Here is a 15499-nt window from a genome sequence, read left to right as displayed (position 1 = left end):
ATGCAAGGAGATTAGTAAGATATTCATATATCCAGCATAAAGTAAGATACAACCCGATTGATTGTCTACATCTAATTTTTCATTCATTATTGAATAGATTCTCTGGAAGGATTTTGTCGAATGTCAATTTATTCCATTTTAGTCAGCCTTATTCTTATCTTGAATATCATTTTTGCTTCAGTCCTTATTTTTTTAGAACGGAAGGATGCTGGTGCAAGCTGGGCATGGTTAATGGTATTATTTTTTATTCCAATTTTAGGATTTATTTTATATCTTACTTTTGGTCAAAACTTAACAAAAAGAAAAATGTTTCAATGGGACGATCAAAAGAAGATTGGCATCGAGCAAATCATTTCTTCCCAATTATTAGAAATTAGCCGAAACGAGTTTCATCCTTCAAATGAACTTATCAAATCAAATTTAGACTTAATTTACATGCATGTTCATAATAATGATGCTGTCTATACAGAAGACAATCATCTTCAAATTTTTACAGACGGGAATGATAAATTTAACGCCTTATTAGCTGATATTAAGGGAGCAAAAAACCATATTCATTTGCAGTATTATATTTTTCGATATGATAATATTGGAAAAAAACTCGTACATACACTAGCAAATAAAGCAAAAGAAGGAGTACAAGTAAGAGTTTTATATGATGATCTTGGCTCAAGATCATTAAGAAAACGATTTTTCAAAGAGCTTCGTCAAGCCAGTGGCGAAGTAGAAGCATTTTTTCCTTCCCGCTTTCATCTTATTAATTTTCGATTTAACTTTAGAAATCATCGGAAGCTCTCGATTATCGACGGAAAAATTGGATATGTTGGAGGCTTTAATGTTGGAGATGAATATCTTGGGTTAAGCCCAAAGTTTGGATATTGGCGTGATACTCATCTTCGTATTGAAGGAAGTGCTGTACACGCGATTCAAACGAGGTTTATCTTAGATTGGAATCAAGCCTCTCATCGCCATGACATTCATTATTCAAAAGATTATTTTCCAGATATTCAATCAAACGGACAGATTGGGATGCAAATTGTAACAAGCGGTCCGGACTCTGAATGGGAGCAAATAAAAAATGGTTATATTAAGATGATCTCCTCTGCTAAAAAATCAATTCTAATTGAAACTCCATACTTCATCCCAGACAGCAGCCTATTAGATGCACTCAGAATTGCGGCTCTATCTGGCATTGATGTAAACATTATTGTCCCTAACAAACCTGATCATATGTTTGTCTATTGGGCCACTTACTCTTATATTGGGGAAATGCTTAAAACAGGTGCAAAAATATTTATTTATGAAAATGGCTTCATTCATGCCAAAACAATCATTATTGATGAAAAAATTTCTTCAGTGGGCACGGCAAATATTGATGTCAGAAGCTTTCGCCTTAATTTTGAAGTAAATGCATTTCTATACAATGAAGATGTTGCAAAGAAACTAACCGAGTGCTTTTACAAAGATTTAAAGCTCTCTAAAGAATTAACGTATGAACAATACTTACAAAGACCGTTAATGATCCGATTTAAAGAATCGATTTCTAGACTGCTTTCTCCCATTCTTTAATAAGAAAAGCGCAAGCGACTTGGTCAGCCCTGAAGAAAAATGTTCACATGACTCAAAAAGTGTTTTTTACTTTTAGAGGCATGAGGTTATTTTTCACAAGGGCTAGGCGCTGAAGCTAGACACCCGTCGGACTTCAGAAAATTTATACTTTCCTACCTAACAAATAAGGAAGCCAAAAGAATGTGCCTATCTAGGTCACACACTCTTATGGCTTCCTTATTTTAATGCTTAAAAAATTTGTTTTAAATCTTCCTTGCTTTGTTCCAGCCAAAAATTCATTAAACGTTTTGCTCCATCTAAATCGTGAAGCTTTGCTTGACCGCATTGTTTTTCATTTGCTGCGGGAATATCAATGACTTCAATTGCATCCTTCAATGTGTCATCTAATAAATCAATAATTTCTTCCACTGTAGGCTCACCGCTTACTACTAAGTAGAAACCTGTTTGACATCCCATTGGAGAAATATCGATTATATCAAAATGGGAATGCTTTTCAGCGTATTTTCGAATATTAAAAGCAAGTAAATGCTCTAGTGTATGAATCGCTTCCGGCTTCATAGCCTGTTTATTCGGCTGACAAAAACGAATATCAAATTTATTAACGACTCCGTCGCTACCTACTTTGTGCACACCACAATGTCTAACATATGGAGCTTTTACAGCTGTATGATCTAATTCAAAGCTTTCAACTGAAGGCATTGAACATCACTCCTTTTTCTGTTTTTTTCTATTATAACTTAATTTCCAACTAAATTCATCAGTATAATACGAATACTGGATATTTAGACTATTCACATTCATTATGCTATGTTTTATAGAAAGTATTATGATCAATTCACAATTTAAGGATGAAGATAAATGCTGAAATTTTTATTTATTGCTATAATACGATTTTATCAAACCGTTATTTCACCATTTACACCACCAACATGTCGTTTTTATCCAACATGCTCTCAATATGGACTAGAGGCCATAAAAAAATATGGAGCAATAAAAGGAGGATGGCTTACACTGAAACGACTCGTAAAATGCCATCCTTTTCATCCTGGTGGGATTGACCCAGTCCCTAAACAATGGTCAATGAAAACAAAGTCTCATAAGCACCATCGTATAAAGTAAACTCGTTTCAGCTGAATGAACCGAGTTTATCCCGCATTAACGGGCAGTAAGATCCACCTCAAGTTTATAAATATAAACAAGAAAAAATCCTATGTGGGTTAACTGCCCGTAAAAGCCCGACGACGGACAGGACGTCCTAATCAAGCGAATGCCACAGGATGTGGCATGTATGAGCGTGATTGGTGAAATAAGACTTTTCTTTGGGCTTCAGCCCTTAGAAAAGTCAATCAGGCTCTGCGTGACAAACAATCAATGGGGAATGGCAGACAAAAGCGCGACGTTGTCGCATTGTCTGCACTAGTACTTCCTGTACGTCGAGAAAACCCCCACTGATTGAAGTTTCACCTTACTTTTCATATCCATCAATAACTAAATCTAATTTTCCAGTTGAAGGACTAATAACTAGCCCATGTACAGGTACATTGTTTGGCAAAAGAGGATGATTTTTAATGATATCAACACTATGTGCCACACTATCACATACATCTTCAAAGCCTTTTAACCACTCTTGAACATTTACCCCTGAATAATTCAATGTATCAAATATGTTATCTGAAATTCCTCTTGATTTCATACTATCAATCATAACTTCAGATTTCATCCCACTCATTCCACAATCCCTATGACCAATGACGAGCACTTCGTCTGCTTGAAGCTGGTAGACGGCAACTAATATACTTCTCATAATACTGCCAAATGGGTGTGTAACCAACGCCCCAGCATTTTTAACAATTTTCACATCGCCATTCCCTACATTTATTGCTTTTGGCAGTAATTCAATTAATCGGGTATCCATACATGTTAAAATGACCATGCGTTTATTTGGAAATTTCGTTGTCGCATATTGCTCATATTTTTTCTCAGCTACAAACTCTTCGTTGAACGATAATATGTCTTGCAATAAACTCATTTCTTCCACCCTCTTTGAATACAATTTCAATTTTCTCACACCTCTCTAGATTAATGGAACAAATTTTTTTTGTAAATATATATGCACGAAAAGTTTTTCCCTTTTATCCCGAATTAGGCAGGACCCCCATTGATTATTTTCCTAAGAACGGAAAAGTTTACATATTTCGTTTCAAAACGCTAACAATAAAGGTATGGATTTGAATGAAAGGAAGAATTAATGAAATGAACGACTTATTAATTGCTAGAAGTATGTTTGGAACAACGATGGGATTTCATATTATTTTTGCCACTATTGGTGTGGGTCTTCCTCTTATGATGATAACTGCTGAGTTGATGTATCAAAAGACGAAGGATCTTGAATATGTCATCATGGCAAAAAGATGGACAAAAGCTTTTGCTGTCTTATTAGGTGTAGGCATTCCAACTGGAACCATTGCAGGAGTGCAGCTTTCCTTATTATGGCCTGGTTTTATGGAGGTGATTGGGAAAGTCATGGCCTTACCTTTTCAAATTGAAATATATGCATTTTTCATTGAAGCTTTATTTATGTCCATTTACGTTTACGCTGCAGAAAGAATTCCACCATGGATGAGAATCACAAGCTTATTATTAGTAGCACTAGGTGCATTTGCTTCAGCTGTCTTAATTACAAATGTGCACGCATTTGAAGGTACTCCCCAAGGATTTCGAATCGAAAACGGAGAGATTGTAGATGTAGAACCTTGGAAAGCTTTCTTTAATCCCACCTTCTTTGTAACAGCTGGGCATGTAGCCTTGTCTGCTTATACAACAGGAGCATTTATCGTTGCTTCTGTCTCTGCGTATAAAATGCTTAAAACAGACTTTGGAACAAGAGTCTATCAATTTCATCAGAAAGCATTAATGCTTAGCTTAGTAATAGGAGGAATCTTTTCCATCCTTACAGCAACAAATGGACATGAGGCTGCCCAAATTCTTCATGAGTACCAGCCAGAGAAATTAGCGGCAGCTGAAGGGTTATTTGAAACACAATCGTATGCACCGTTATCCATTGGTGGCTACACATCAAAAGAAGAACAAGAGGTAAAATGGGACATAGAGGTTCCATGGGCTCTAAGCTTCTTAGCTGGAAACCGGTTTGACACAATTGTGAAAGGTTTGAATGATTTTCCAAAGGAACATTGGCCGCCGCTTTATATTCATACTCTTTTTAACGCAATGGTTGGCATAGGCAGCTTGTTAATTTTAATTTCCATCATCGCTTTCGTCTGGAAGAAAGTTTTGAAAAAGGATCGCTTCCCTAAATTTCTTATCTGGACTTTCGTTTTTTCTGGACCTCTTGCTTTATTAGCCATTGAATTTGGATGGATTTTTGCCTGTACCGGCCGCCAGCCGTGGACCATTTATCGAATGCTATCAACAGAAGATTCTGTTACAACTGCTGGTAATCTAGGAATTCTTTTTATCCTATTTGTTGCAGTTTATATCGTTTTGGCCATTTCTGTCGTTTTTGTCCTGCTCTATTATTTTAGAAAACATACAGTTCAACATGATTTAGATCAAGCAGAGCAAAAAGAAATGACAGTTGCAGGATCCACTTCTTAAGAATTCCATTTGAAGCCTAGACACCTGTTTCTTTTCAAGGTAAAAAAACATAAACAATAAGAAAGGAGTGAGGGGATGACTAATGCTTTGCTGGCGGTTACTGTGCTATGGGGATTTGTGTTTATTTATGCTGTTATGGCTACTATGGACTTTGGAGCAGGCTTTTGGTCGATGATTTATATTAAAAAGCAAAAAACAAAAGCAACCAATATTGCGAACCGATACTTATCGCCAACATGGGAAGTAACGAACACCTTTATTGTAGCTTTAGTCGTCGCAGTATATAGTCTATTTCCGAAAGCCGCTTATACACTTGGAACCATTTTGTTAATTCCAGGAAGTCTAATATTGCTATTGCTCGCAATACGAAGTGCATTTCTTGTGTTTTCCAATATTGCAGTAGAATATCGCCATACACTTACTTATATATCAGGAATTACTGGCATCTTAATACCAGGATTACTAATTAGTGTTTTACCTATTTCACATGGACAATTTATTTTTTTATCAGACGGTCACCAAACACTCGATTTAGTAAAACTCTTCAGCAGTCCTAATGAATATGCCTTTTTTATTTTTGCTATTTGCAGTACTCTTTTTCTCTCCTCACTCTTATTGGCTGACTATTCCAATGCCTCTGATGAGCTAGAAGCTTATTATGTGTATAGGAGAGATGCAATGCTTCTTGGTCCTTTGTCTTTGATCATGGCTTTTATTATTATGCTGTCTTTGAAAACAGAGGCTAATTGGCTATTTAAAAATATGGCAAATGATATTTGGATTCTTTATCTTTCCACTGGTTTTTTTTTATTGGGTATGATTGCATTGTTTCTACCTTCTATTATGAAAAAAGGGATTGTAGGGATGCCAAGACTAGCCGTTGTGGCTGTTACCATTCAATATTTATTGGCAAGTTATGTTTATGGAAAAGCTCATCTTCCTTTTATTATTTATCCACATGTGACAATTGAGTCAGCTTTTACAGATCCTAATTCTTTCAGAGCGGTTTTTATCACATATATTGTTGGGTTTTTGATCCTCTTCCCAGGATTTATTTATTTTTGGAGCTTGTTTATGAATGATAAACGATACTTAAAAGGGCTTAAGAAAAAAGCACATTGATGATTGCTGTACTATAATTCTCCATAATGATTAGTAAACAACGAGAGGGTATATATTATTGGCAGGTATGAACGGCAAGCGAGAAGTCAACAATAGTTGATGTACCATTTTAAAAGGAGCTGATTAACATGGCAAAAGATGTACTTTGCGAAGTAAATAACTGTTCTTATTGGAAAAATGGGAATCTATGCGCTGCTGATCAAATATATGTTGTTAGTCACAGAGGAAGCACAGCAGATTCAAGTCAAGAAACAGACTGTAAAACCTTTGAACCAACTGAACACTAAGGATACTCGTTTCAGTAAGCTGAAACTAAGGGGAACCAAGTGGAGAATCTTCCCTACCTGAAGATGAGATACCTGAAAATGATATATTAAAAAAAGAAGGGCTTTCCTAAAACAGCTATCTTGTTTTAGGATTCCTTCTTTTTTTGTTTATGTTCAATCACCATATATAGAACAATATAAATCACGCAGCTGTCTTCTTATGATCTTTTTAGAAGCGTTTCGTGGAATTTCCTCAATAAACAAATACTTTTTTGGTACTTTATATTTCGCTAATTTTTGTAAACAGTACTGAGTAATATCTTCTTCTGATATTAGAGTACCATTTTTTACAACGAGAAAGGCAAAGGGAATTTCCCCCCAATGATCATCTTTAATTCCGATGACGCCAGCATCCTTAATCGTAGGATATGAAACAAGGACCCCTTCAACCTCAGCTGGATAAATATTTTCTCCACCAGAAATAATTAAATCAGCCCTTCTATCTAAAACATATAAAAATCCTTCACGATCTAAATAACCAATATCCCCTGTATAAAGCCACCCATTTATTATTTTACGCTTTGTTTCCTCTTCACGATTCAAATATCCACTTGTAACATTTGGACCTTTCACAACAATTTCCCCGACTTTATCTCGTGCCATTTCCTCTCCTTTTTCATTCACAATTTTTAATTGCGACGGGAATAAAGGTTTTCCGGCAGAACCGAGCTTCCGGGTGCTATCCTCTGAAGAAAGACTTACAATTTGAGAAGCTGTTTCCGTCATCCCATACGATTGAAATACTGGGATGTCTTTTGCTACACATGCTTGAAGCAAGTGTAATGAAGCAGGTCCTCCCCCTAAAAGCATACACCTAAAGGTCTTTGGCAGTTTTTCACTTTTTAATTCCTTGACAATCCTGTTTAACATGGTAGTGACAACGGACATCATTGTGACCTTTTCATTCTTGATATCTTCAATCGTTTTTCTCTCATGAAATGAATCATGGAGTACGATTTTTATTCCATAAATTAATCCTCTCATTAAAATGGAAAATCCGCTAATATGAAATAGCGGCACAGCACAAAGCCAACAATCATCCTCGGAAATCCCTAAATTTAAACTAGAGCCGATAGCACTCCACCAGTGATTTCCATATGTTTGTAAAACACCTTTAGGGTAGCCAGTCGTTCCAGACGTATACATGACCGTGCATAGTTCATCGCTATGCACCTCTTCAGTTATAATAGGCTTCTGAAAGGATCCTAGGATTAATTTTTCTTTTGAAATAATCCTTAGCTCCGAAAGCTCTTTTTGTAGGTCCATAATTTTTTCTGAAAAAGCATTTTCAGTAATCAGCATGACAGATTTAGAATCCTCTAATTGCCAAGAAAGCTCTGTACTTGTTAAGCGATTATTTAATATGACAGCTGTTGCTCCAAGCAATTGTAAAGCAAGTAATATAACAACTGAATCAAGATCATTTTTCATTAAAACACCTATAAACTGATCTTTTTCCACCTTGATCTTAGTTAATTTTCCGGCATACTGATATGAGCGCTGATAAAGCTCTGCAAAAGTTAAGGAAGTACCCTTATAAACAATTGCAGTTCTGTCAGGAGTTAAGTATGCTCGTTTGATTAAAAAATTAGGTATGAATTCCTGCATTATCTTTTTCACCTTCTATAAGAAAAGCGGAAGCGCCTTGAACAGCCCTGAAGAAAAATGTTCTTATGACTCAAAAAGTGTTTTTTACTTTTAGAGGCATGAGGTTATTTTTCACAAGGGCTAGGCGCTGCAGCTAGACACTAGTCGAATTTCCAAAACTATACTTACATAATCATTAGACAAACAGCCTGATGGAACCCCACCAAGCTGTTTGTCCTTTACGTAGTAGTAAATTGCTGAAACGATTGACCATTAAGGAAAACGAGGAAACTGACCGAAATCAGGTTTTCTTTTTTCCTTGAATGCATCTCGCCCTTCTTTTGCTTCATCCGTTGTATAGTAAAGTAACGTTGCATCTCCTGCAAACTGCTGTAAACCAGCAAGTCCATCTGTATCGGCATTAAAGGCTGCTTTTAAGAAACGCAGAGCTGTCGGGCTTTTCTCAAGCATTTCCTCGCACCATTTAATGGTTTCTTCCTCCACTTGATCAAGAGGTGCAACTGTGTTTACTAATCCCATCTCAAGTGCTTCCTGTGCATTGTATTGACGACATAAGAACCAAATTTCACGTGCTTTTTTATGACCGACAATTCTTGCTAAATAGCCAGAACCATATCCTGCATCAAAGCTCCCTACATTCGGACCTGTTTGACCAAAAATAGCATTATCTGCTGCAATGGTTAAATCACATACAATATGGAGTACATGCCCTCCACCAATTGCATAGCCTTTTACCATAGCAACAACTGGTTTAGGTATGACGCGAATAAGCCTTTGCAGATCTAATACATTAAGTCGTGGAATATGATCCTCTCCGACATAGCCTCCATGACCTCGTACTTTTTGATCTCCACCAGAGCAAAATGCCAAATCTCCTGCTCCTGTCAGAACAATGACACCAACTTTTGCATCATCACGTGCATAAGCAAAAGCATCAATCAATTCAATGACCGTTTTCGGTCTAAAAGCATTTCGTACCTCAGGTCGATTAATCGTGATTTTCGCAATCCCGTTATATGTTTCATAAAGAATATCCTCATATTTTCGTTCACTAACCCATTCAACTGACATTCATAAATCCTCCTTGATATGTATTTTGAAAAGCAAAGCGTCTTGATCAGCCCCGACAAGCAAAAGACGCTTCTGAATAGAAGGTGCTCTTTGCCTTCAATTCAGAATTGGCATTTGGCCTCGAGGGGCTGGGCGCTGAAACTGGACAATGAGAAAAGCGCCAGCTCGTTGAACTAACAACTTCACTTATTTTGGTTATTGGACTAAAAACTCACTTATTATTGTACCAAACTTTTTAGGTTCTTCCACATGAATTGCATGTCCACAATCCTCTACCGTTATCCACTGGCAGAGTGCCATTTTGCCTTTCATTTTTTCCGCAATCTGGCAAAATTTTAGATCGAGTGAACCCGTTACAAGCAGCACTTCACACGTTACGCTCTCTAATTTCTCCCACCAAGATGGCTGTGCTCCTGTACCCATCCCTTTAAGACTATTAATAAGACCAATTGCTTTGTTATTTAGCCGTTGCTCTCGAATTTGGGCTCTTTTATCAGAGGATAGCCTCTTTTGCGTCGTAAACAAAGGGATTTCCTCCCAATAATCAACAAATGTAAGAACTCCATTTTCTTGTAAAAACTCTCCTAACTGATGATCCTTCATTCGCCGTTGCTCTCTTTCATTCTCATTGGCAATCCCAGCAGTAGCACTTTCCAAAATTAATTTTCGAACCTTATGAGGGTATTGTAAAGCAAATGTTAGAGCTAATCTTCCACCCATAGAGTATCCAAGAAGATCAACTTTATTAATCTTAAGATTTTCTAGTAATTCAAATAGATCTTTTGCGACAGATAAAATATCATACTTTTCCACATCAACAGGACTTTCAGTTGTTCCGTGACCAATCACATCGAGCGAAATGACTGTTGAATGCTTTCCCCATTGATCATAAAAAGAAGTCCAAGTAGAGCTATCTCCCGTAAAACCATGAAGCAGCAGAAGAGGAAAACCATCTCCAAAGCATTCAACGTGATAACGAATCCCACGCAGGATCATGTTCATGCATATTCATCCTTTATAAATCGACTTACTTCCTTTGTCACAGAATCCCATACATTTCGATGCTCTTCTAGATTTTTCTCTCTATTTGTCTCTATTTCATATACGTGAAGACCACTTTTTTGCTCATTATCGCTAAGCGACTTAATAAAATTTGTCCAATCTTGAATTTTTTCATAGCTGCCTTGATACATTTTGACGATATGCCGAAAATCCAATCCTAAAGGTGTACCAAAAAGAAGCTCAAAATGCTTTGGCAATGAATGCTGGGGAAGAAACGAAAAAATTCCTCCTCCATTATTATTAATAAGAACAATGTGTATATCAATGGAATAAAGTTTTGAAGCTATAAGACCATTTAAATCATGGAAAAAAGTTAAATCTCCTAAAACTAAATACAATGGCTGTCTAATCCTACCTGCTCCTAGAGCTGTAGAAATAATTCCATCAATTCCATTTGCTCCTCTATTGGCCATAATTTTAATAGATTTATGGTTATAATGAAAAAAAGTATCCAAGTCTCGAATAGGCATACTATTTCCAACAAAGAGTGTTGAACCCTCAGGCAATAAATCAGCAAGCTGATACATTAGCTTACCTTCACTCAATGATGGTACATCCTTTATTTTGCTTAACTCCATTCTTGTCCACTCATTAATTTGCTGCCATTTCAATAAATAAGGGGTTAAATCTTTCTTTTGTAAAAATGAATGTATGTTCATACACCATTGAGTTTCGTCACAATAAATCATCTCAGTTGATAAATACGCTGGGTCTCGAAACCCGCCGCCACTATCAATGACAATATGGTTTACGTTGTCATTTTCTTTTAAAAAAGTGTTAAGTGCCTTTGAAAGAGGCATTGCCCCAAAACGTATAATTAAATCCGGCTGAAGTACTTTTTTCACATCTTCATTTCTTAAAAAAGTATCGTATGTATCAATGATCTTTTTTCCACTATGAGTCCCACTCCTAAGCTGTGAAAGCGGATCTGCAATAATTGGAAAAGAGATACTTTCTGCAAATTGTACTACAGCATGTACAAATTCATAATCATCAATTGATCCACACACAATAATTCCGCGATTACTCTGTGAAATCACCTTTGCCATTTCTTTATAGTCCTCTATTGGTAAAGAAGCTACACCTATATGAATATTTAAATATTTTGAAGGTCGTTCAAAGCCCTCAAAAAGCTGATCATCCAATGTTGGAAGAAGCGGTTCTTTAAATGGAAAATTCAAGTGGACTGGACCTTCAGGAGCGTGAACAGAAGTTGAAACCGCTCTAGCACATATCGTTCGAGCATAGCGAAGCATTTCTGTATGATGATCGGGTGGTGCCATTTCAACAAACCACTTAACATGTTTCCCGTACAAATCAATTTGATCAATCGCCTGTGGTGCTCCAACATCTCTTAATTCATGAGGTCGATCAGCTGTTAGAACAAGCAGAGGTACTCTTGATAGTTTTGCTTCAACTATGGCTGGATAATAATTAGCCGCAGCTGTTCCAGACGTACATAATAGAACAGTCGGTCTTTTAGATGCTTTTGATATCCCTAATGCAAAAAAAGCCGCAGACCGCTCATCTACATGAACATGCAGCTTAAGATCCTTGTGCTCAGCCATAATAAGAGCTATTGGCGTCGACCTTGATCCAGGGCTAATGACAACATGCTCAACTCCTGAATTTACTAATTCAGATACGAATGCAGCAATATACTTTGTAATGGATTGTGGATAACTCATTAAAACGTTCCTCCAAGTGCAGTAAGCATGGTTCTAAATTTTATATTTGTTTCATGATACTCGTGTTCTGGATCAGAATCCGCAACAATGCCGCAGCCTGCAAAAATGGATGCTTCTTTGCCTTGTACAAGGCCCGATCGAATCGATACAGAAAATTCACCATTTCCCTGATAATCGACCCAGCCAAGAGGTCCTGAATATAAGCCTCGATCAAAGCCTTCACTCTCTCTAATTTTCTCGAGCGCTAATTCTCTTGGAAATCCACCTAAAGCAGGAGTTGGATGAAGACGTTCAACGAGTAGCAATATAGATTGGCCTGTCTTCATGATCCCTTTTACAGGGGTGTAAAGATGCTGGATATCTCTTATTTTTAGTAAGTTTGGTTTACTTGGTATGATAACCTCTTCACAAACCTCATTCATCGCTTCTGAAATCATATCCACCACATACTGATGCTCAAGCCTATTTTTTTTATCATTTAATAAATCCATTGCTAGCTTATGATCTTCTTCTTTTTCATATCCTCTCGGTGCAGAACCAGCTAAGCATGCTGAATATACAGTTTTTCCTTCACTTTTTACAAGTCTTTCAGGAGAAGCACCTATAAAGCATTCTCCATTTGCTTCAAATGCAAAAATAAAGCTTGATTGTTGTTCCTTTATTAATCGTTTTAATACCGCTTCAATTTGAATGGAGTGTGAGAATGTAAGACGAAGCTCACGAGCTATGACCACTTTTTGAAGCGGTCCTCGTTTTATTTCTTCAATCAATTGTCTGACTTCATTTTTCCATTGAGCAGAATTCATTTCATCTCTATTTATTAATGGATTATCATCGTAGTACTCTCGTTTTTTTATAGATTGAAAAAGTTTTGAACGCTCCATTCTTATTTCTTCAATAAGAGAGCTAGTATCCTTTTCCGTACAAAAAATATTCGTTGTTAAATACGTTTCTCCGTTTATAATACTCAACATATACTTAGGAATTTGAAGCTCAGAATGAGAAAAATTTGACCAAATGCTAGATGTATTTTTTAAAGGATCGAATGAAAAGCCACCGAACAAAACAGGTCCGATTCCAGAAGCATTATATTGATTTTGAATAATAGCGTTTTCAATATCAACATTCCATTCTCTCTCAACATGAAAAAAACGGTCAGAAGACTGATCCGATTGTACCTTTTTACTTATCCCTATTCCAATTAAATACATGCTATTAGAAGGGTCCTTCCAGAAAAAGCGATCTTCTATCCCTACTTCTTTTCCAGCGGCAAAAAAAGCTAATGGATCAATGTGATCCAGAAGACAAACCTCACTAACTAAAATCGGCTTAGATTTTGCTTTTGCTTTCTCTATTGCATCTAGTATACCTTCCATTAATTCCGCATCTTGAATCGCAACCAAAAAAATCCCTCCAACAACATTCATAGACCGTATCTTATTCGATTCAATTTAAGCTTATTATAAGATACACCTCAATGAACAATGGTGTCAAACATTGAGTTACCCGAAAATATTCAGTCTGTAATCAATAGGGAAAAAACACCTAAATTAGCGATGAAAAAGCATTGACACCTAATTTAACTTTACCTAAACTAAATTTGTAACGAAACTTTCATATTTCAAAAGGAATTACCTTTGACTTTTGTTAATCCATAGGATAAAATATACATTTTTTGATAAGAATAGGACAAATACAAGGAGAGAATATTATGCAATCAGAGATGCAGAATCCTTCTACATCTAATGTTTTAGATAAAAAATGGAAAGTCGCTTGGCGGTTAACGAGGCCTCACACATTAACTGCTGCATTTGTTCCCGTTCTATTAGGAACAGCACTATCGTTGCATGAAACAAAGATTCATATTGGACTATTTGTTTCAATGCTGTTAGCCTGTGTTATTATTCAAGTAGCTGTAAACATGTTTAATGAATATTATGATTACAAAAGAGGCTTAGACAATGAGGAGTCGGTTGGAATCGGCGGTGCTATCGTTCGAGATGGAATTAAACCAAAAACCGTACTTCATATCGCAATTACTCTCTACTGTATATCCATATTAATTGGTGTGTATATTTGTATGAATAGCAGCTGGTGGATTGCATTAATCGGTCTTCTTTGTATGGCTGCGGGTTACTTATATACTGGTGGTCCTTTACCTATTGCCTATACACCTTTTGGTGAGCTAGTAGCTGGTTTTTTTATGGGAACACTCATTATTTTAATTTCCTATTATATACAGGCCGGTACTATTTCTGCAACCAGTATACTAGTATCTGTTCCGATCTCTATTTTAGTCGGAGCCATTCTTCTTGCTAATAACATACGTGATTTGGATGGAGACAAAGAAAATGGACGTAAAACGCTAGCAATCCTGCTCGGCAGAAATAAAGCGATTTATTTCCTTGGCGGCATGTTCATTGTGTCTTACGTTTGGGTGTTTATCTTGATTGCCATGAGCATTACAACAAGCTGGTTAGCGATCGTTACACTTAGTGCCCCAATCGCCATCAAAGCCATTAAAGGGTTTATTGGAAAATCACTCCCGATCCAAATGATGCCAGCGATGAAAGCCACTGCACAAACAAATACCATTTTTGGGTTTTTATTATCCATTGGACTTATTTTAGGATATATTTTTTAAAAAAATAGGGTGAACAAAAACAAAGTGTTAGCTGCTTGTTTTGTTCACCCTTATTTAATAGATGCTTTTTTATTTTCCCCTTCTTGCAAAGTCTACAAAACGAAACTTATCAAGCCGATGTCTCGATTCAGTATATTGAAATAAACTTGTATCATTTAAATAAATATAATTTTTTACTACAACAATATGTTTAAACCCATTCAAATCAAGTAAAGATCGATCTTCTTCTGTACATTCCTCAACGACAATTTCTTTTTTGGCAAAGCTAATTGTAAAGTTTAATTCTTCCTCAATATACTCAAAAATAGAATTCTCACATATTTCCTTTGTTAAAAAGGGAATATATTTTTTTAATATATAATCTTTATCAAGGATTATTTTTTCCCCATTAATTTCTCTTATTCTAACAACCTTCCAAATATCATCTTTATTCGTTGCTAGGAGTTGTTCCTGTAAAAATTCATCCGCTTTAATCATTTCAAAATCATGAACAAATGTTTGATAAGGGATTTTTAAGCTTTTGGACAGCTCTTTAAAACTAACTAATCCTGATACTGGAAAACTCATTTTCCCTGCATTTATTACAACAGAACCTTTTCCACGTATTTTTTGAATAAAACCATTTTGAGAAAGAAGGTTTAAAGCTTTACGAATCGTTTCTCTAGATACATTATAATGTACCGCCAGTTCATTTTCAGATGGTAAAGTTTGTTGTCGTTTGTACTCGCCTTTTTTGATTTGATTACTTAAATCCGTATAAATGTTATAGTACTTATTAGATTTCATGCACATCA

At 36.2% G+C, this 15499-nt stretch carries 14 protein-coding genes; 6 read left to right on the top strand and 8 right to left on the bottom strand.

What is annotated here, in order from left to right; translation table 11 throughout:
• Positions 1 to 120: 120 nt before the first annotated feature.
• Entirely contained in the window at positions 121 to 1569 is a 1449-nt protein-coding gene (cls, locus tag FDO66_RS16400; RefSeq protein WP_141433736.1) for a cardiolipin synthase, read from the top strand.
• A gap of 228 nt (positions 1570 to 1797) precedes the next feature.
• Here the strand turns inward: cls and FDO66_RS16395 are convergent, their stop codons facing one another.
• Complete coding sequence (locus FDO66_RS16395; protein WP_141433735.1) at positions 1798 to 2268, bottom strand: S-ribosylhomocysteine lyase; 471 nt, start codon at positions 2266 to 2268, stop codon at positions 1798 to 1800.
• A 162-nt stretch (positions 2269 to 2430) separates the two neighbouring features.
• Between FDO66_RS16395 and yidD the strand changes: the two genes are divergently transcribed.
• Positions 2431 to 2688: a membrane protein insertion efficiency factor YidD gene (gene yidD / locus FDO66_RS16390; RefSeq protein ID WP_141433789.1), complete on the top strand. Its 258-nt coding sequence runs from the start codon at positions 2431 to 2433 to the stop codon at positions 2686 to 2688.
• 346 nt (positions 2689 to 3034) lie between these two features.
• Here yidD and FDO66_RS16385 read toward each other — a convergent pair whose 3' ends face one another.
• Positions 3035 to 3598, bottom strand: coding sequence for a beta-class carbonic anhydrase (locus FDO66_RS16385; protein ID WP_141433734.1), 564 nt, complete (start codon positions 3596 to 3598; stop codon positions 3035 to 3037).
• Positions 3599 to 3822: 224 nt separating this feature from the next.
• On the opposite strand from FDO66_RS16385, the gene FDO66_RS16380 reads away from it, so the two are divergent.
• The 3 genes from FDO66_RS16380 (at position 3823) to FDO66_RS16370 (ending at position 6593) form a co-directional block, all read left to right on the top strand.
• Positions 3823 to 5184 (top strand): cytochrome ubiquinol oxidase subunit I, encoded by a 1362-nt coding sequence (locus FDO66_RS16380; protein ID WP_141433788.1) that lies wholly within the window; start codon positions 3823 to 3825, stop codon positions 5182 to 5184.
• Positions 5185 to 5259: 75 nt separating this feature from the next.
• Positions 5260 to 6306, top strand: coding sequence for a cytochrome d ubiquinol oxidase subunit II (locus FDO66_RS16375; protein WP_141433733.1), 1047 nt, complete (start codon positions 5260 to 5262; stop codon positions 6304 to 6306).
• A 128-nt stretch (positions 6307 to 6434) separates the two neighbouring features.
• Positions 6435 to 6593 carry a DUF1540 domain-containing protein gene (locus FDO66_RS16370; protein WP_141433732.1) on the top strand — a complete coding sequence of 53 codons (159 nt, stop codon included), beginning with the start codon at positions 6435 to 6437 and terminating at the stop codon, positions 6591 to 6593.
• A gap of 153 nt (positions 6594 to 6746) precedes the next feature.
• Here FDO66_RS16370 and FDO66_RS16365 read toward each other — a convergent pair whose 3' ends face one another.
• From FDO66_RS16365 to FDO66_RS16345, 5 genes are all read right to left on the bottom strand, one after another.
• Entirely contained in the window at positions 6747 to 8240 is a 1494-nt protein-coding gene (locus FDO66_RS16365) for an o-succinylbenzoate--CoA ligase (protein WP_181444612.1), read from the bottom strand.
• A 252-nt stretch (positions 8241 to 8492) separates the two neighbouring features.
• A complete protein-coding gene (gene menB / locus FDO66_RS16360; RefSeq protein ID WP_141433731.1) occupies positions 8493 to 9311 on the bottom strand; it encodes a 1,4-dihydroxy-2-naphthoyl-CoA synthase in 819 nt (272 codons plus the stop codon).
• Between the two features lie 195 nt (positions 9312 to 9506).
• Entirely contained in the window at positions 9507 to 10313 is an 807-nt protein-coding gene (gene menH, locus FDO66_RS16355) for a 2-succinyl-6-hydroxy-2,4-cyclohexadiene-1-carboxylate synthase (protein WP_141433730.1), read from the bottom strand.
• Positions 10310 to 12061: a 2-succinyl-5-enolpyruvyl-6-hydroxy-3-cyclohexene-1-carboxylic-acid synthase gene (gene menD / locus FDO66_RS16350; protein WP_141433729.1), complete on the bottom strand. Its 1752-nt coding sequence runs from the start codon at positions 12059 to 12061 to the stop codon at positions 10310 to 10312. The genes menH and menD overlap by 4 nt, the downstream gene beginning before the upstream one ends.
• On the bottom strand, positions 12061 to 13464 hold the full coding sequence (locus FDO66_RS16345) for an isochorismate synthase (RefSeq protein WP_258535760.1): 1404 nt from the start codon (positions 13462 to 13464) through the stop codon (positions 12061 to 12063). The genes menD and FDO66_RS16345 overlap by 1 nt, the downstream gene beginning before the upstream one ends.
• 308 nt (positions 13465 to 13772) lie before the next feature.
• On the opposite strand from FDO66_RS16345, the gene FDO66_RS16340 reads away from it, so the two are divergent.
• A complete protein-coding gene (locus FDO66_RS16340; RefSeq protein ID WP_141433727.1) occupies positions 13773 to 14705 on the top strand; it encodes a 1,4-dihydroxy-2-naphthoate polyprenyltransferase in 933 nt (310 codons plus the stop codon).
• A 69-nt stretch (positions 14706 to 14774) separates the two neighbouring features.
• Here the strand turns inward: FDO66_RS16340 and treR are convergent, their stop codons facing one another.
• Positions 14775 to 15491, bottom strand: a complete 717-nt coding sequence (treR, locus tag FDO66_RS16335) for a trehalose operon repressor (RefSeq protein WP_141433726.1) — start codon at positions 15489 to 15491, stop codon at positions 14775 to 14777.
• Positions 15492 to 15499 lie beyond the last annotated feature (8 nt).

It is taken from the genome of Bacillus sp. 03113 (assembly GCF_006546985.1).
Taxonomy (GTDB): domain Bacteria; phylum Bacillota; class Bacilli; order Bacillales; family Cytobacillaceae; genus VATK01.
Note: the sequence above shows the minus strand (reverse complement) of the source record. Positions and strands in the feature narration are given on the sequence as shown.